The following is an 18367-nucleotide window of genomic DNA, read 5'->3' as shown; positions in this document are numbered from 1 at the left end:
GCGGGTCCGGGCCGGAGTCCGTGTCCGCGGGCCTGCCGGAGGTCACGTTCACCCAGCAGGGGATGTGGGTGACCGAGCAGACCGTAGGCGGGGGCGCCGCGTACCACATGCCGATCCTCGTCCACCTGCGCGGCGACCTGGACACCGGCGCGCTCCTGGCGGCCTGCGCGGCGGTGGCCGCCCGGCACCCGATGCTCGGCAGCGTGGTGGCGGAGGTGGACAACGAGCTGCGGCTCGTCCCCGGCGCCCAGGTCCCGGTACGCGAGACGTCGATCCCCTCCAGTGGCGACGGTGACGACGTTGACGACGGCGAGAACGACAAGAGCGGCGAGAGTAAAGAGCGGTACGGGCGGGCCGTGCAAGAGGCCGTGCAGGAGGCCGTGCGCGAGGAGATCCTGCGCCCGTTCGACCTGGAGAAGGGCCCGCTGGCCAGGTTCACCCTGTTCGCGGTCGGCCCCGGACGGCACCTGCTCCTCTTCGTCGCCCACCACCTGGTCTTCGACGGCCAGTCGAAGGACATCCTGGTGCGCGACCTGGCCGCCTTCCACAACGGCGAGCCGCCGCCCCCGCTGCCCGGGATCGACCACGGCCGGGCCGAGCGCGACCGGGTGGCCGCGCTGCTTCCCGGCGCGCGGGAGTTCTGGAAGCCCCGCTGGCGCGACCCGGGCGAGACCGTCGTCCTCGGGCACGCGCTGCGGTCCCGGCGGGCGGGCGAGGGCCGGGTGCTCCGGTTCGCCGTGGACCCGTCGATCCCGCCCCGCTCGCCGTCCGTCCCGCCCTCGGAAGCCGCGTCCGTCCCGTCCTCGGAGCCCTCGTCCGCGCCCGGCCTGTCGTCCGAACCCGCGTCCGGCTCGTTGCCGGCACCCGCTTCCGCGTCCGGTCGGCCGCCGGCGTCCCCTCCGGGCACGCAGGCCCCCGCCCTGACCCGGTTCGAGGTGCTGCTCGCCGCGTTGCACACCCTGCTCCTCGGCTACGGCAACACCGAGGTGACCACCGCCGTCGACCTGTCCACCCGGCCCCCCGAGGCCGCCGGGCACATCGGCCTGTTCGTCAACGAGCTCCCGGTCGCCTCCAGCCCGTCCCCGGAGGCGACCTTCCGCGAGTTCGCCGGAGCGCTGCGCGCCGAGCTGCGGGAGGTCTACCGGTTCCGCCAGGTGCCGCTCTCCCGGGCGATGCCCCGCCTCCGGCCGCACGCCGCGCTGGTCCCCGTCTCCGTCAGCTACCGCACCCGCCGCGACGCCGACCCGGTGTTCGCCGGGCTCGACGCGTCGGTGGAGTGGACCGTCTTCAACCACGCGGTACGCGGCGCGCTGCACCTGCAGTGCGTGGACGGCCCCGGCGGGCTGGAGATCAGCCTGCGCCACGACCCCGAGACGGTGCCCGACGCCGGACGGGTCGCCGACGACCTGCGTCTCCTCCTGGAACGCGCCACCCACCACCCCGACCTGTCACTGCACGAAATTCTGGAGAACGAGATGGGTTCCGTCACCACGCTGACCGACCAGGTGCGCGAGATCTGGGAGGAAGTACTGGGCATCTCGCCGATCGCCGATGACGACGACATCTTCGATCTGGGTGGCCACTCCCTCACCATCACGCAGATCATCGCCCGCATGCGCAAGCGCCTGGACATCGAGGTCTCCCTGGACGCCTTCTTCGACAACCCGACGATCGCCGGGATCGTGGACTCCCTCGGCGATGACTGAGACCCTCGACGGGCTCCGTCTGTCCCCCCTCACCGACGACGACCTGGAGCTCCTGCTCCAGATCAGGCACTTCGAGCTCAAGCTCCTGGAGCTGTACGGCAGGGGCGACCTCAACGGCACCACGCACACCTGCCTGGGCCAGGAGTACGTCCCGGTCGCGCTGCGATCCCTGCTCGGCCCGGCCGACCACGTCTTCAGCAACCACCGGGGACACGGCCACTACCTGGCCAGGTTCCGCGACCCGCACGGCCTGCTCGCCGAGATCATGGGCAGGGAGGGCGCGGTCTGCGGGGGTGTCGGCGGCAGCCAGCACATCCACCGCGACCGCTACATGTCCACCGGCGTGCAGGGCGAGAGCATGCCGGTCGCCGCCGGTGTCGCGCTGCACCTCAAGCGCTCCGAGCCCGGCACCCTGGCCTGCGTGCACATCGGCGACGGCACCTGGGGCGAGGGCGCGGTCTACGAGGCCCTGAACCTCGCCGCGCTGTGGAGGCTCCCGCTGCTCGTCGTCGTGGAGAACAACGGCATCGCCCAGTCCACCCCGACCGCCGCGCAGATGGCCGGTACGGTGGCCGACCGGGCGGCGGCCTTCGGCATCCCGCACCGGCTCGTCCTCTCCACCGACGTCAACGAGATCCGCCTCTCGCTGGAACGCGAGATCGCGCGGGTGCGCGAGGGACAGCCGCTGGTGGTCGAGTTCGTCACCCACCGCCTCGGGCCGCACAGCAAGGGCGACGACATCCGCCCGGCCGAGGTCGTACGGGCGGCCAGGGACAACGACTGGTACGCCCGCTACGCCCACGACCACCCCGAGCACTTCTACCGGCTCGACGGCGTCGTCAGGGCCGAGGTCGAGGCCGTCGCCGACGAGGTGGCCGCGCGCCCGCTCTCCCGATGGGAGGGACCGTGCGCGTAGCGGAGAACCTCAACGCCGCCCTGCACGGGCTGCTGGACGACGACCCCACCGCCTACGTGCTCGGCGAGGACATCCTCGACCCGTACGGCGGCGCCTTCAAGGTCACCAAGGGGCTGTCCACCCGCTTCCCCGACCGCGTGATCGGCACCCCGATCAGCGAGGGCGCGCTGACCGGCGTCGCGGCGGGGCTGGCGCTCACCGGCAACACGGCCGTGGCCGAGATCATGTTCGGCGACTTCGTGGCGCTCGCCTTCGACCAGCTGTGCAACTTCGCGAGCAAGTCGGTGTCGATGTACGGCAGGCGGCTCCCGCTGCGGATGGTGGTGCGCTGCCCGACCGGCGGCGGCCGGGGCTACGGTCCCACGCACAGCCAGAGCCTGCAGAAGCACTTCGTCGGCATGCCGGGGCTGTCGCTGTACGAGATGTCCCCCTTCCACGACAACCGCGCGGCGTTCGCGGCGATGCTGGAGCGGGGCGAGCCGTGCGTGTTCTTCGAGGACAAGGTCCTCTACACCCGGCAGATGGAGCGGGTGGACCCGCTGTTCCTGATGCGCCGCGACGGTGACCTGGCCGTGGTGGACGTCCGCGACGCGGGCGACCGTCCCGACTGCGTGGTCATCGCCCCGGGCGGGATGGCCCACCGGGTGCTGGGCGCGATGCGCTCCCTGATGATGGAGGAGGAGATCGCGGTCCGGCTGCTCGTCCCCTCCCGGCTCTACCCGCTGGACGCCGACGCGCTCCTGCCCCACCTCGGGGACGTCGTCCTGGTCGCGGAGGAGAGCACCGCCGGGGGCACCTGGGGCAGCGAGGTCGCCCACCTGCTGCACGCCCGCCTCTGGGGCCGCCTGCGCGGACCCGTCCGCCTCGTCCACTCACGGGCCTCCGTGATCCCCACCGCCGCGCACCTGGAGAACGAGGTCCTGGTCGGGGAGTCCACGATCCACCACGCCGTACGGGAGGCTCTGCGTGGCTGACATCCACGTCCCCAAGCTCAACAACAACGACACCGAGTACCAGATCGTCGAATGGCTGGTGGGGAACGGCAAGCCCGTCATCGCCGGGGAGCCGATCGCCGTCCTGGAGACCTCCAAGGCGGCCGACGAGCTGGAGGCGGAGGAGACCGGCTACCTGCACCACGCCGCCGCCCTCAACTCCTGGATCGCTCCCGGCGCGCTCCTCGCCCGCGTCACCCCCGAGGCGGCCCCGCCGCCCGCCTCGCCGTCCGACCCGGTGTCCGACGCCGCGCCCGAGGTCGCGTCCGAGACCGTGACCTCCGGGGACGCGGCGGGGCAGGAGGACGCGACGGCGGCCGAGCCGGTCGTCACCGCTCCCGCCCGCGCGGCCATGGAGGAGCTCGGCGTCTCCCACGCCGAGGTCGCGTCCCTGGGGCTGACCGTCATCCGCAGGGCCGACGTGGAGGCCGTGGTCGCCCGCCGTACCGGACGGACGGCCTCCGGCGTGGGCGACGACGTGCTCGAAGGCGTACAGGAGAACACCACGCGGCAGGACGCGCAGGAAGGCGTGCCGGGAGACGTTCTCGAAGACGTGCCGCGACCGGTCGCGGACACGGGCGCGCGGCGCCTCTCGCGGGTGCAGCGGGCCGTCGCGCGCGCCGTCACCACCTCGCACGGCACCATCCCCGCCGCGTACACCGTCGTGAAATTCGAGGTGGGCCCGCTGCTGGAGCGGGCCAGGGGGCTGAGCAGGGAGGTGCGCAGGCCGGTCGGGCTGGCGGAGCTGTTCGTCCAGGCCGTGGCCGCGCTGCACCCCGCGTTCCCGCTGTTCTTCGCCTCGCTCGACGGGGACCTGGCGCGTCCGGCCGACGCCCCGCGCGTGGGCGTCACGTTCGACATGGGCGAGGGCCTGTACGTGCCGGTCGTCCACGACACCGGCTCGCTCAAGGCCATCGCCGACGCGCTCATGCGCTACCGGCTCGCCGCCACCGAGGGCGACTTCCGCGAGAAGGACCTCACCGGCGCCAACATCGCCGTCACCCTGCACACCGACGCCGACGTCGTCCTCGCGATCCCCCTCATCTTCCCCGGCACGGTCTGCGCCCTCGCGATCACCTCGCCGCAGCCCGAGCTGTTCCTCGCCGAGGACGGCGCGGTGACCGCGAGGACCGTCGCCAACATCGGCCTCGCCTACGACCATCGGCTGATCAACGGACGGGACGCCGCGCTCTTCCTCGCGGCCCTCCGGATGGAGTTGCACGCGTGACCGAGACAACGCTGTCGGACGCCAAGAAGGCGCTTCTCGCCAAGCGGCTGAAGAACCGGGGAGAGGCGCGGGCCGCCGTCGCCCGCCGCGCCCCCGGAACCGTCCCGCCCCTGTCCCACGCCCAGGAACGCCTGTGGTTCCTGGAGCAGTACCGGCCGGGCACCACCACCTACACCGTCCCCGTCGCGGTGCGCCTGCGCGGGGACCTGGACGCCGACGCGCTGCGCCGGGCGCTGGACGAGATCGTCGCGCGCCACGAGGCGCTGCGGACGCGGTTCCTCACCACCGACGACGGCACCCCCGAGCTGGTCATCGACGAGCCGGGGCCCGCCGCGCTGCGCGTCGCCGAGGCGGACGACGTGGACGCCGCGATCGAGCTGCTCGACGCCGACCTCGCCGTCCCGTTCGACCTGGAACACGGCCCGCTCCTGCGTACCGTCCTGGTCAGGATCGCGCCCGGCGACCACGTCCTCCTCATCGCCGCCCACCACACCGTCATCGACGGCTGGTCCAGCGACCTGCTCATCCGCGAGCTGCTCGCCCTGCACGACGGCGCCACCCCGCCGCCCCCGCGGGTCGGCTACGGCGACTACGCCCTCTGGCAGCGGGGCCGCGACCACCGCCGCGAGATCGACCACTGGCGCGACCGGCTCGCCGGGCTGCCCGCCATCGAGCTGCCCGCCGACCGGCCGCGCCCCGCCGAGCAGCGCCACGAGGGGGCCGCCCTCGACGTCCGGGTGGACGCCGACCTCACCCGGCGGCTCGCCGAGCTGGGCGCCGCGGCCGGTGCCACGCCGTACATGACGCTGCTCGCCGCCTTCCAGGTGCTGCTGGCCCGCTACTCGGGGCAGACGGACTTCGCGGTCGGCTCCCCGGTCGCCGGGCGCGGGCTGCCCGAACTGGACGGGGTGGTCGGCATGTTCGTCAACACCCTGGTCCTGCGCGCCGACCTCGCCGACGACCCGTCGTTCACCACCTTCCTGGCCCGGACGCGCGAGACCGCGCTGGACGCGTACGCGCACCAGGAGCTCCCGTTCGACCAGCTGGTCAGCGAGCTGAACGTGGTCCGCGACGTGAGCCGGTCGCCGCTCGCGCAGGTCACGTTCGCGCTGCAGAACTTCAAGGCGGGCGAGGAGGACGGGCGCGTCTCCTACCTCACGCTCCCGGCCAGGACCACCCGGTTCGACCTCGGCCTCTACCTGTTCGAGAGCCCGGACGGCGGACTGGTCGGCCACATCGCCTACAGCACCGCCCTGTTCGACCCGGAGACCGTGGAGCTGCTGGCGGCGCGCTTCGAGACGCTGCTGCGCTCGATCGTGGCGGACCCGGACACGCGGGTGGGGGAGCTGTCGCTGCTCTCCGGCGAGGAGCGGGACCTGGTCCTGGGCTTCGGCTCCGGACCCGCCCTGCGGCCGTCCGGGCACGACCTGCTGCACGACCTCGTCACCGCGCAGGCCGCGCTCACCCCCGGCGCGACGGCCGTGGTCCACGAGGCCCCGCCCGCCTCGGGGACGGCGGGCGGTGGCTCGCTGACGTACGCCGAGCTCGACGACCGTTCCACCAGGATCGCCGCCCTGCTGCGGAACCGGCACGGCGTGGGCCCCGACACCAGGGTGGGCGTCTTCCTCGACCAGTCCACCGACCTGGCGGCGGCCGTCATCGGCGTGCTGAAGGCCGGTGGCGCCTACGTGCCCCTCGACCCCAAGCAGCCCCGCGACCGGCTGGCGTACATGCTCGCCGACGCGGGGGCCGTCGCCGTCCTCACCACCTCCGCGCTGCGCGAGCTGGTCCCCGGCGTTCCCGACGCCTCGGTGATCCGCCTGGACTCCGAGGCGCTGGACGAGACCGGGTTCGAGCCCCCGGAGGTCTCGCCCGGCCACCTCGCGTACGTGATCTACACCTCGGGCACCACCGGGCGGCCGAAGGGCGTCGGGGTGCAGCACCGGCAGGTGCTCAACTACCTCGCCGGGGTCAGGGAGCGCTTCGGGGTCGAGCCGGGCAAGGTCTACACGCTGCTGCAGTCGCTCTCGTTCGACTTCGGGGTGACGATCTTCTACCTGTCGCTCATGACCGGAGGGGAGCTGCACCTGGCCGACCCCCAGGCCCCCGCCGAGGAGCTCGCCGGGCTGCTGAGCGGCACCGACTACCTGAAGATGACCCCCTCCCACCTCGCCTCGCTGCTCGCCGCGGTCGACGACCCCGCCGAGCTGCTCCCGCGCGAGCTGCTCGTCCTCGGCGGCGAGGCCTCCCGGTGGAGCTGGGCGCGCGAGCTGACCGCGCACACCACGGTGGTGAACCACTACGGCCCCACCGAGGCCACGGTCGGCATCTCCACCCACGCCGTCACCGGCGAGCACGAGCGGGCGCTGAACCTGCCGATCGGCAGGCCGCTGCCCGGCGCCGGGGTCTACGTGCTCGACGAGCACCTGAGGCTGGTCCCGCCCGGCATGACCGGCGAGATCTACCTCGGCGGCGACCGGCTCGCCCGCGGGTACCTCGGACGCCCCGGCCTGACGGCCGAGAGGTTCCTGCCCGACCCGTACGGCGGGCCCGGCGCCCGCATGTACCGGACCGGCGACCTCGGCCGCTGGCTGCCCTCCGGCGACCTGTGCTTCCTCGGCCGCCGCGACCTGCAGGTCAAGGTCAGGGGCTACCGGGTGGAGCTGTCGGAGATCGAGTCCGTGCTCGCCGACGAGCCGGGAATCGCGCACGCCGTCGTCGACCTGCGCGAGGACCGGCTGGTCGCGTACGTGGTCGCCGAGGTCGGCGGAGAGCAGAGCAGCGTCAGCGAGCTGCGGGCGCGGCTCGCTGAGCGGCTCCCCGAGTACATGATCCCCGGGCGGTTCGTCTGGCTGGACGAACTGCCCCTGAAGTCGCACGGCAAGGTCGACCGGGCCAGGCTGCCCGAACCCGACGAGGCGCGACCCGACCAGGAAGCCGGATTCGTCCCGCCCGAGACGCCCCTCGAAGAGGCGATCGCGGCGGTGTGGGCGAAGGTGCTCGGACTGGTCCAGGTCGGCGTGCTGGACGACTTCTTCGACCTGGGTGGTCATTCGCTGCTCGCCGCGCAGGTGGTCGCCCGCCTTCGGAAAGCCATTCCCGAAGGCGGGCGCCAGGTCACGATCCTGGACCTGTTCAAGCACCGGACCGTCCGCGAGCTCGCGCGGCTCGCCGAGACGGCCGACGACGGCCCGCGGATGCTCCTGCACCGGCTCACCCCGGCCCGCGCGGCCACCTCGACGCTGGTCTGCGTGCCGTACGGCGGTGGCAGCGCGGCCATCTACCAGCCGCTGGCCGACAGGCTGCCGCAGAACTGGGCGCTGCACGCGGTCGCCGTCCCCGGCCAGGAGATGGGGCTGATCGAGGAGACCCGGCCGGTGGGGGAGGTCGCGGAGGGCTGCGTGGCGGAGATCCTCAAGGAGGTCCGCGGCCCGATCGCGCTGTACGGGCACTGCGGGCTCGGCGTCATGCTGATCGTGGAGATCGCCCGGCGCCTGGAGGCGGCGGGCCGTCCGATCGAGGCGATCTACTTCGGCGGCGTCTTCCCCTTCGCGCGGCCCACCTCGGTGCTGGCCAAGCTGTCGAACCTGACCGACCGCCTCCGCAGCGACCAGGTCTGGGCCAACGCCCTGCGGGCCGCGGGCCTGGACGTGGAGGACCTGGAGCACGACCAGCTCAAGCTGGTGATCGACAACCGGCGCAAGGGCACCCGGGAGGCGGAACGCTACTTCACCCGCCTCTTCGAGGAGGGGGTCGAGCCGCTCAGGGCGCCGATCATCTCGGTGGCGGGCGAGCGCGACCCGGCCACCGAGTTCTACCAGGAGCGCTACCGCGAGTGGCATCTCCTGAGCGACTCCACGGCCGTGGTCGTCCTCGACGAGGCCGGACACTTTTTCCTGAAATATCGGGCGGAAGAGCTCGCCGCCATCGTCACCGGCACCCACCGGGCCATCGCCTCCGGCGACACGGCGAAGCTGGCCCGTACCGACCGGTCCACCTGGTGGCTCGGCGGCGTCTCCACCCAGTCCACCCAGGACGCCGCCGCGGAGGTCGCCCCGGCGACGACGGCCCCCGCGCTCACCGGCGCGGGACCTCTTCCCGGCCTGGACCCGGCCTCTCCCGGCACGGGCGCGTCCGCCCTTCCCGGCACGGGGGTGTCCGCTCTCGCCGGTACGGGCACGGGGGAGCCCGTTCTCGCAGGCACGGGCGGCGCGCCACCCGGGACGGGACACCCGGTCGCGACGGACCCCCCGGCGCGCTCCGGCCCTCCGCCGAGCATGAAGCGGTTCGCCGCCGTGGCGGCCGGGCAGCTCGTCTCGATCATCGGGTCGTCGCTGACCGAGTTCGCCATCCCGCTGTGGATCTACATCACCACCGACTCGCTCGCCAGGTTCGCCCTGTTCTCCGTCCTCGCGCTGGTCCCCGGCATGCTGGTGTCCCCGTTGGCCGGTGCCCTCGTCGACCGCTACGACCGGCGCAAGGTCATGCTCGCCGGGGACGCCGGCGCGTTCGGCACCCAGCTGGCGCTGGGCGTCCTGCTGTGGACCGGCAACCTGGAGATCTGGCACATCTACCCGCTCCTGGTGCTGCTGTCGGTCGCGCTCACCTTCCAGCGCCTCGCCTACAACTCCGCGATCCCGCAGCTGGTCCCCAAGCGCTTCCTCGGCCACGCCAACGGCGTGGTCCAGATGGTGACCGGCACCGCCCAGCTGGTCGTCCCGCTGGTCGCGGTCGGCCTGATGTCCCTGATCGGGCTGGAGGGCATCCTCGTCCTGGACGTCGTCTCGTACGTCTTCGCGATCGGGGTGCTGCTCTTCGTCCGCTTCCCGGGCACCATGGCGTGGAAGCGCAGGGAGTCGCTGGTCGCCGAGATGGTCGAGGGCTGGAAGTTCTCCTGGGGCAACCGGGGCTTCCGCGGCATGCTGTTCTTCTTCGCGGTGCTGAACATCTTCCTGTCCCCGCTGTTCCTGCTCATCTCGCCGCTGGTCCTGGGCTTCGCCACCCTGGAGGACGTCGGCCGGATCTCCTTCTTCGGCGGCCTCGGGGTCTTCCTCGGCGGCCTGACCATGACCGTCTGGGGAGGCCCGCGCCGCCGGAGGCTGCGCGGCGTGATGCTCTCCACCCTCGTCCTCGGCCTCTTCTGCCTGGTCACCGGCCTGCAGCAGAACCTCGTCCTGATCGCGGTCGGCGCCTTCGGGATGTCGTTCTGGCTCACCGTGCTCAACGGCGTCTACGCCACGATCATCCAGGTCAAGGTGCCGCAGCGCTTCCACGGCCGCGTCATCGCGCTCAACACGCTCATCGCCTGGTCCACCCTGCCGATCGGCTTCGGGCTGGTCGCCCCGTACGGCAGCACGCTGTTCGAACCGCTGCTGGTCCCCGGGGGGCCGCTCGCCGACACGGTCGGCCTCGTGCTCGGCACCGGCGAGGGCCGGGGCGTCGGCCTGATGTACGTGCTGTTCGCCCTCGCCATCGCGGTCACGGCGCTGGTCGCGATGCGGACCCGCACGCTGTCCAGGTTCGACGAGGACGTCCCCGACGCGCTCCCGGACGACCTGGTCGGTTTCCAGGCCATCCAGCGACGCCAGGAACTTCGGCGTCAGGAACGCGAGGACGCCGAGCCGGTCGCCGAGGTGACCCCGATCCGGGGGTGATCCCGATCCGAGGTGACCCCGATCCGGGGGTGACCCCGCCCTGACCGGCGGACCCCCGGACGGGCTCCGGACGGGCTCCGGGCCGGGGACGGCGATCCACCCGATCTCCGTCCCCGAAGAGCCTGGACGGCGCTCGCCCGGACGTCAGGACCCCGGCCCCGGCGCCGGGCCCCGGCGGCGTCGCCAGTAGGCGTGGGAGACCGCGGCGAGCAGCGGCCCCCACAGCAACAGCGGGAGATAGCAGACGTAGAAGATCCCGGCTTCCCATCCGCCGCCCCGCGCCGGGAAGCCCGGATCGAGCGGCCTGCCTCCCAAGGTGACTCCAGCGAATATCGCGAGGAAGGCGGCGGTCCACGTGACTGTCAGGACCACCGCGCCGAGCGTCGCGGGAACAAGGGCGGCCGATGTCGGCACCCTGCGACCACGCAGCCCGGGAATCCATCGCGGGAACCGTTCCCCCCAGGCGGCGACGAGCCCGACAGCGGTGAACGCCACCAGCTCCGCCACGACGACATCGAAGTGGCAGGCGAGGCGGCTGACGGCCGCGAGGCGGTCGAGATCGGCACCGGCGCGGACGTCGTGCTGATGGACGTCCGCATGCCCGGCATGGACGGCCTGACCGCGCCCCGGGAACTCGTCCGCCGCTCGCCGGCCACGCGGGTCATCGTGGTCACCACGTTCGAGAACGACCAGCTCGTCTGGGGCGCTCTGCGCGCCGGCGCCGCCGGCTACGTCCTCAAACGCGCTCCCGCCGCGGAACTGGTGGAGGCGATCCGGCTGGTGCACGCCCGCGACGCGGTCCTCTTCCCGGACGCGCTGCGCCGCATCGCCTCGCCCCATTCCGGCACGGCCAGGCCCCACGCTCCGATCGAGCTGACCCCGCGCGAGCTGGACGTCCTGCGGCACATCGCGCTCGGACAGAACAACACCGAGATCGCGGTGACCCTGCACATCACCAGGGAAACCGTCAAAACGCACGTCCGCAACGTCCTGGACAAGCTGGGCGCCCGCGACCGTACCCAGGCGGCGGTCCTCGCCTACGAACTCGGCCTCGTCTTCGCCGGCACCCTCGCCGGCACCGGGGCCGAGGAACGGCGGGACGGTCGTTGGCGGTGAGAAAGGTCCTGTTTCCCGTTGTGGCGGTGCGCCGGCCGGATGCGAAAGGGCCGGACGGTCAGAGCCCGCCGAAGTGAGGGCGCGCCCCCGCAGGACGCTGCCCCGACGCCCCGCACAGCCCCCCGCGACCTGCGACGCGGCCGGCGGTTCACCGCTGGTGAACCGTCCCGCTGTTACTCAACCCCCGGAACGGGCCCGCATTCACGGTTGGGCCTCCGCTCCGGTGTTCGTGCAGACCGGGCGGGTGCGGCGCAGGTAGGACCAGGCGACCGCGCTCAGTGCGATGCCGTACGCGGCGAAGGCGCCGAGCCCGAACCAGGTCACCAGCAAAGCGTCACCCGGGGTGGGGAAGTCCCCCCGGGAGACGGTCACCACACCTGCCGTGGCGAGCGCGGCGTAGACCACTCCGACCGCTCCGTAGGGTGCGAGCGTGGCGGCACCGATCAGCGCGGGGGTGAGCGGCAGCCAACGAGGCACCCGCCTGCCGCGCAGGACGAGCGTCCATCGAGGGAACACCAGCCCCCACGGTCGTACCAGGCCGAGGATGAGGAACACTCCGAGCGCGGCCAGCAGCGCCGTGGCGTCGATGCCCCAGTGTGCCAGGGTGAGCCACACTCCCGAGGCGCTGTTGTGCTCGCTTATCGCGAGCATCTGCGCTCCGCTGACACCGGCGAAGGTCCCGCCCAGCGCCCACGTCGTCTTCATGGCCGCGTACGGCAGGAACGCCACGGCGCCCGCGTAGGCCAGCACGCGGACGCGCCGTGGAGCGGGTGCGGGTTCCGGCCCGCTCCGCACGCCGGAGGAGGTGTGTACGGCGCCGCACCGCGGGCAGGTGCCGTACACGGCGGAGCGGTGGGAGCGGGCCGTGGCGATGAGCAGCACCACGCCGACCGCGGCGAGCGCCCGGTTGGCGGTCGCCGTCCAGCTGTCGACGGCCTGGTCGAAAGCGAAAGTGATCATGTCCATCAGCAGGCCGAACGCGGCCGCGCCGCTCAACACGCACAGCCCGGCCAGCGTGACGGGAACGACCGGCCGGGGAATCCGCCGGCCCCAGGGCCGTACGGCGGCCAGGGCAGCCATCGCCGCCAGGACGGCCACGGCCACGACGGCCCAGTTCAGGCCGACCGGCAGCGGCTCCGCGGCGCGGTAGAACACCGCGGTTCCGGTCAGCGCGGAGACCAGGCCGAACCCTCCGTACACCACCGCCCAGCCGAAGGCCGCGTACCCGATCCACGAGGACCGCCGACGCCACCGACCAATTGCTGACACGTCCGCCGTACGCGCGATGTCAGCCATTATCAAAGCATCGGAGCGGTTCTGTGAGCCCGCGATACGCGGCGCGTCCGTCATGTTCCGCAAATTTATGGGGGAGAGCCTGTGGCGAAGCTGAGACGGGCTGAGAGGCCTCACAGGGCTCACAGGGCCTCGCGCTCCGAGGTACACGCAAATATGGCACCCCTGTCATCGGGCATGCGCGAATGCTGACAGCGACGACGGCTACGGGTTCGCCGCGCGCGGCCGCCACCACGATCGGGATCGCGGTCACGATGACCTTCCCGTGCCCGTCCCACCCACCGGGGAGGGGTGCGCCCGGAACGGTGAACCGGCCCGACCCGCCGGGCGGGGATTCCTACGCCCTCAGGCGCAGCCCCCGAGGAGTCGGGTGGAACCCCGCGGCCTCCAGGGCGGCGCCCAGGGGGGAGTCGTTGATGGCGGTGCCGTCCGCCCGCTCGACGGTCAGCTTGCCCAGCGCGCCGTCGCGTACGGCGAGCGCGAGGGCGTCGACGGCGGGCTGGAGGCGCTCGTCGGCGGAGAAGGAAAGCAGGGTCTTGCCGCCGCGCTCGACGTAGAGGACCAGGTGCCCGTCGACGAGCACGACCAGGGCCCCGGCCTTCCTGCCGGGCTTGTGGGACACCTCCCCGGGATGGGCGGGCCACGGCAGGGCCGCCCCGTACGGGCTGGCCGGGTCGGCGGACGCCAGCACCACCGCCCGCCGCGCGTCTCCCTCCGCCCGCTCCGGCTTCCGCGTGCTCCACGGGTCGGGTGCCGGTGTCGCGTCCGGCCGGACGAGCGCGCGCATCCGGTCGACGGCGCCGGGGAGGGCGAACTGGGCGCCGCCCAGCCCCTCCACGAAGTAGCCCCGGCGGCACCGGCCGCTCTCCTCGAAGGCGCGGAGCACCTGGTAGACGGTGGCGAACCCGCCCGGCAGCCGCTCCGAGGTCACCGCGCCCCTGGTCACCACGCCGTGCCGCTCCAGCAGCACCTCGGCCTGGGCGTGGGCGCGCTGGGTGCCGTCCTCCGCGACGGAGGGCAGCGCCCACCAGCGCCCGCCCACCGTGGGCGGCCCGCTCCTGGTCGGCAGCACCGCGCGACGTCGCCGGGTCGGGGCCGGGCGGTGCGCGGGGCGTCCCGTCCCGAGGACGGCCCGCAGCGGCGCGAGCGTGTCGCCGGTGATCCGGCCCGACCACACCAGGTCCCACACGGCGGCGGACAGGGCGCGGTCGTCCGGGACGGCGCCGGCCGTCAGGACGCCGACCCGGGCGCCCAGCTCGCGGAAGAACAGCGCGCCCCCGCCCCCCAGGACCTCCAGCACCGCCTCGTGCACGGGCGTCAGGGTGATGTCGGCGGGACCGGGCATCAACAGCGGCGCGGTGTCGGCGAAGTAGAGCGACACCCAGCCGTCGCCGCCCGGCAGCGACCCCTGCCCCGCCCAGATCACCTCGCCGGAGGCCGTCAGCTCGTCCAGGAACGAAGGGTCGTATCCGGGCACCCGCGAGGGCAGGATGAGCGTCTCCAGCGCCGACGCGGGCACCGCCGCGCCCTGCAGCTGCTCGATCGCGCCCACCAGCGCGTCGATCGGCGGCCTGCCCCGCTGCGGGGTGCCGGAGATGCCGTGCCAGGCGGGCGCGAAGGCGGCCAGGACCTCCGCGGGGACCGGCTCCACCTCCTTGCGGAGCCTGGCCAGGGACCTGCGGCGCAGCATCCGCAGCACCCCCGCGTCACACCACTCCTCGCCCCGGCCCCCCGGCCGGAACTCCCCGCTCACCAGCCGCCCCGAGGCGGCCAGGCGGCGCAGCGCGTCGGTGACGACCGCGGGACCGAGGCCGAACCTGGTCGCGGCGGTGCTCGCGAGGAAGGGGGTGCGCGTACGGGCGTGCCGGGCCAGCAGGTCGCCCAGCGGGTCGTCGACCGGCTCCAGGAACGCGTGCGGGACCCCCACGGGCAGCGGCACGCCGAGCGCGTCGCGCAGCCGGGCGGCGTCCTCGATCGCCGCCCACCGCTCCTGCCCAGCCACCCGCACCCTGATGGCCCGCCGGGAGCCCTCCAGCGCGGTCAGCCACGCCGGGTCGCCCTCGCGCACGCTGACGTCCTCGGCCACCAGGGGTCCGTGGGAACGGAGCAGGTCGGCCAGGTCCTCGGCGTCGCGCAGTGGCCGGTCCAGCCGGGCCAGCTCCCGCTCGGCGTCGGTGATCACGTCGAGGTCGAGCAGCTCGCGCAGGTCCGCCTGGCCCAGCAGCTCGGCCAGCAGGGTCGTGTCGAGCGCGAGCGCCTGGGCGCGGCGCTCGGCCAGCGGGGCGTCCCCCTCGTACATGAACGCGCCGATGTAGTTGAACAGCAGCGACGCCGCGAACGGCGACGCCTTGTCGGTCTCGACCTCCACCAGCCGGACCCGCCGCGCCTCGATGTCGCGCATCAGCCGAACCAGCCCCGGCACGTCGAACACGTCCTGGAGGCACTCGCGCATCGTCTCCAGCACCACGGGGAACGACCCGTAGCGGCCCGCCACGTTCAGCAGGTGGGAGGCGCGCTGCCGCTGCTGCCAGAGCGGCGACCGCCTGCCCGGCACGCGGCGCGGCAGCAGCAGGGACCGCCCCGCGCACTCGCGGAACCGCGCGGCGAACAGCGCGGAGCCGCCCAGCTCCTCGGTGACGATCCGCTCGATCTCGTCCGCGTCGAAGATCGCTACATCGGACGGGGGATCGGAGAGCGTGTCGGGGATGCGCAACACGATCCCGTCGTCGGAGTGCACGGCCTGCACGTCGACGCCGTAGCGCTCCCGCAGCCGCCGCCCGATCGCCAGCGCCCACGGCGCGTGCACCCGCGCCCCGTACGGGGAGTGCACCACCACCCGCCAGTCGCCCAGCTCGTCGTGGAACCGCTCGACCAGCAACGTCCTGTCGTCCGGCACGTAGCCGGTCGCCTGCCGCTGCTCGGCCAGGTAGGAGAGCAGGTTGGCGGCGGCGTACTCGTCCAGCCCGGCCGCCCTGATCCTCTCCAGCGCCCCCTCCCGCGCGGTGCCTCCCGCCCCCGCGTTTCCTGCTTGGGCGTCTCCCGTTCCCGCGTTTCCTGCCTGGGCGTCTCCCGCTCCCGCGTCTCCCGCTTGGGCGTCTCCCGCGTCCTTCGCCTTCGCGCGTCCCGCTCCCGCGTTCCCCGTTTCCCCGCTCGCGGCTCCCGCGCCTCCCGCCTGCGGGTCTCCCGCTCCCGCGCCCCTCGTTTTTCCGTTTCCGGCTCCCGCGCCCTCCGCTCGCGCGCCTCCCCGCCCCGCGCCCGTGCCGCCTCCGCCGCCCGCCTCGGCGTCGGCGCCCGCCGCCGACATCTCGCGGAGGAACGCGCCGATGGCCCTCCCCAGCTCCGCCGGCCGCCCGGCGGTGTCGCCGTGCCAGAAGGGGAGCTTTCCCGGCTGGCCGGGGGCGGGGGTGACCAGCACCCGATCGGCCGTGATCTCCTCGATCCGCCAGGAGGTCGCGCCCAGCACGAACACGTCCCCGGCCCGCGACTCGTAGACCATCTCCTCGTCCAGCTCGCCCACCCGGGAGGACTTCTCCCCGACCAGGAACACGCCGAACAACCCCCGGTCGGGGATCGTGCCGCCGTTGGTGACTGCGAGCCGCTGTGCCCCGGGACGGCCCCGCAGGGTGCCGGTCACCCGGTCCCAGACGATGCGCGGCCGCAGCTCGGCGAACTCCTCGCTCGGGTAGCGCCCGGCGAGCATGTCGAGCGTCGCCTCCAGCGCGCTCCTGGGCAGCGTCCGGTAGGGGGCGGCCCGTCGTACGACCTCCTCCAGCCCGTCGACCGTCCACTCGTCCATCGCGGTCATCGCCACGATCTGCTGGGCGAGCACGTCGAGGGGGTTGCGCGGGTAGCGCAGGTCCTCGATCTCCCCGCTCCTCATCCGCTCGGCCACCACGGCCGTCTGGACCAGGTCCCCCCGGTACTTCGGGAAGATCACACCACGTGAGACGGCTCCCACCTGGTGCCCGGCCCGGCCGATCCGCTGCAGGCCGCTCGCCACGCTCGGCGGCGCCCCGACGCAGGCCACCAGGTCGACCGCGCCCATGTCGATGCCGAGCTCCAGGCTGGAGGTCGCGACCACGGCGGGCAGCCGCCCGGACTTGAGCGCCTCCTCGATCTGGGAGCGCTCCTCCTTCGACACCGAACCGTGGTGGGCCCGCACGATCTCCGGGACGACCCCCTTGGCCGCGCCGGCCTGCGCCATCATCGCCGCCGGGGTGGAGAGGGAGGCGGGGGGCACGGGGAACCCCTCGGCCCAGTGCACCGGCTCCGCCCCCGCGCCCTCCTTCTCCTCGGCCCCTTCCCCGCCGCCCTCCCGCCGCTCCCAGGCCAGCTCGTTGAGGCGGGTGCACAGCCTCTCGGCCAGCCGCCGGGAGTTGGCGAACACGATCGTGGAGCTGTGGCTCCCGATCAGCTCGAACAGCCGCTCCTCCACGTGCGGCCAGATCGACCGCCTGGCCGGGGTCTCGGTCAGCCAGCGGTCGTCGTCGGGGGAGGGCGGGGCGGGGGGCGTGTCGAGCTCGGTCATGTCCTCGATCGGGACGACCACCTCGACCTCGATCTCCTTGTCGGAGGGCGGCTGGACCACGGTCGCCGGGCGCGGCCCGCCCAGAAAAGCGGCCACCTCGCTCACCGGCCGGACGGTCGCCGACAGGCCGATCCGCTGGGCGGGCTGGGGCAGGAGGGCGTCGAGACGCTCCAGGCTGAGGGCCAGGTGCGCGCCGCGCTTGGTGGCCGCCACCGCGTGCACCTCGTCGACGATGACCGTCTCCACGCCGCGCAGCGCCTCGCGAGCCTGGCTGGTGAGCAGCAGGAAGAGCGACTCGGGGGTGGTGATCAGGATGTCGGACGGCCTGGTCGCGAACCGGCGCCGCTCCTCGGGGGAGGTGTCGCCGGACCGGATCGCCACCGAGATCTCGGGCACGGGCAGGCCGAGCCGCCGCGCGGTCTGCCGCAGCCCGGCCAGCGGCGCCCGGAGGTTGCGCTCGACGTCGACCGCCAGGGCCTTGAGCGGCGAGACGTACAGGACCCGGCACGGCCTCACCGGCTCCTCGTCCCCCCGCGAACGCCCACGCCCGCGCCGGGGGCTCGTACCGGCCGTGTCACCGGCCCCGCCCGCACCGGCCGCCGGGGCCGTGCCGGAGGGGACGGCGTCCGGAGGGGAGCCGGGAGCGGAGGAGGCGAGACGGTCGAGGGACCACAGGAAGGCGGCCAGCGTCTTGCCGGATCCGGTGGGCGCGACCACCAGGGTGTTGTCGCCCCGGGCGATCGCCGCCCACGCCCCCTCCTGCGCGGCGGTCGGCGCGGCGAACGCCCCGGCGAACCAGTCCCTGGTCATCCGGGTGAAGTGGTCGAGCGCCCCGCCCGCCCCCGTCGTCTCGCTCATCGCCGCCTCCTGGCTCCCGGTCCGGCCGACGAACCGGGTCACCGCCAATACTGCCCGGCCCCACCGACAGAACCCG

Annotated in this window: 9 protein-coding genes; 6 read left to right on the top strand and 3 right to left on the bottom strand. The window is 73.6% G+C overall.

Annotated features, from left to right (window positions below):
• Positions 1–20 precede the first annotated feature (20 nt).
• Genes ABT053_RS27640 through ABT053_RS27620 form a run of 5 tightly spaced genes read left to right on the top strand, consistent with a single transcriptional unit; the run spans position 21 to position 10496 of the window.
• The gene (locus ABT053_RS27640) at positions 21–1706 is read left to right on the top strand and encodes a condensation domain-containing protein (RefSeq protein WP_350972657.1); all 1686 of its coding nucleotides are present in this window, start codon (positions 21–23) and stop codon (positions 1704–1706) included.
• Positions 1699–2622 (top strand): thiamine pyrophosphate-dependent dehydrogenase E1 component subunit alpha, encoded by a 924-nt coding sequence (locus tag ABT053_RS27635; RefSeq protein ID WP_350972656.1) that lies wholly within the window; start codon positions 1699–1701, stop codon positions 2620–2622. The genes ABT053_RS27640 and ABT053_RS27635 overlap by 8 nt, the downstream gene beginning before the upstream one ends.
• A complete protein-coding gene (locus ABT053_RS27630) occupies positions 2613–3596 on the top strand; it encodes an alpha-ketoacid dehydrogenase subunit beta (RefSeq protein WP_350972654.1) in 984 nt (327 codons plus the stop codon). The genes ABT053_RS27635 and ABT053_RS27630 overlap by 10 nt, the downstream gene beginning before the upstream one ends.
• Positions 3589–4842 (top strand): 2-oxo acid dehydrogenase subunit E2, encoded by a 1254-nt coding sequence (locus ABT053_RS27625; RefSeq protein ID WP_350972652.1) that lies wholly within the window; start codon positions 3589–3591, stop codon positions 4840–4842. The genes ABT053_RS27630 and ABT053_RS27625 overlap by 8 nt, the downstream gene beginning before the upstream one ends.
• A complete protein-coding gene (locus ABT053_RS27620; RefSeq protein WP_350972651.1) occupies positions 4839–10496 on the top strand; it encodes a non-ribosomal peptide synthetase/MFS transporter in 5658 nt (1885 codons plus the stop codon). The genes ABT053_RS27625 and ABT053_RS27620 overlap by 4 nt, the downstream gene beginning before the upstream one ends.
• A gap of 144 nt (positions 10497–10640) precedes the next feature.
• On the opposite strand, the gene ABT053_RS27615 is transcribed toward ABT053_RS27620, so the two are convergent.
• On the bottom strand, positions 10641–11003 hold the full coding sequence (locus ABT053_RS27615) for a hypothetical protein (RefSeq protein ID WP_350972650.1): 363 nt from the start codon (positions 11001–11003) through the stop codon (positions 10641–10643).
• 12 nt (positions 11004–11015) lie between these two features.
• On the opposite strand from ABT053_RS27615, the gene ABT053_RS27610 reads away from it, so the two are divergent.
• A complete protein-coding gene (locus ABT053_RS27610) occupies positions 11016–11612 on the top strand; it encodes a LuxR C-terminal-related transcriptional regulator (protein ID WP_350972648.1) in 597 nt (198 codons plus the stop codon).
• A 201-nt stretch (positions 11613–11813) separates the two neighbouring features.
• On the opposite strand, the gene ABT053_RS27605 is transcribed toward ABT053_RS27610, so the two are convergent.
• A complete protein-coding gene (locus ABT053_RS27605; RefSeq protein WP_350972647.1) occupies positions 11814–12908 on the bottom strand; it encodes a hypothetical protein in 1095 nt (364 codons plus the stop codon).
• 334 nt (positions 12909–13242) lie between these two features.
• The gene (locus tag ABT053_RS27600) at positions 13243–18291 is read right to left on the bottom strand and encodes an Lhr family helicase (protein WP_350972645.1); all 5049 of its coding nucleotides are present in this window, start codon (positions 18289–18291) and stop codon (positions 13243–13245) included.
• Positions 18292–18367: the final 76 nt, after the last annotated feature.

Source organism: Streptosporangium sp. NPDC002524, from assembly GCF_040295985.1.
Classification (GTDB): domain Bacteria; phylum Actinomycetota; class Actinomycetes; order Streptosporangiales; family Streptosporangiaceae; genus Streptosporangium.
This window is presented reverse-complemented; position numbering and strand designations above follow the sequence as displayed.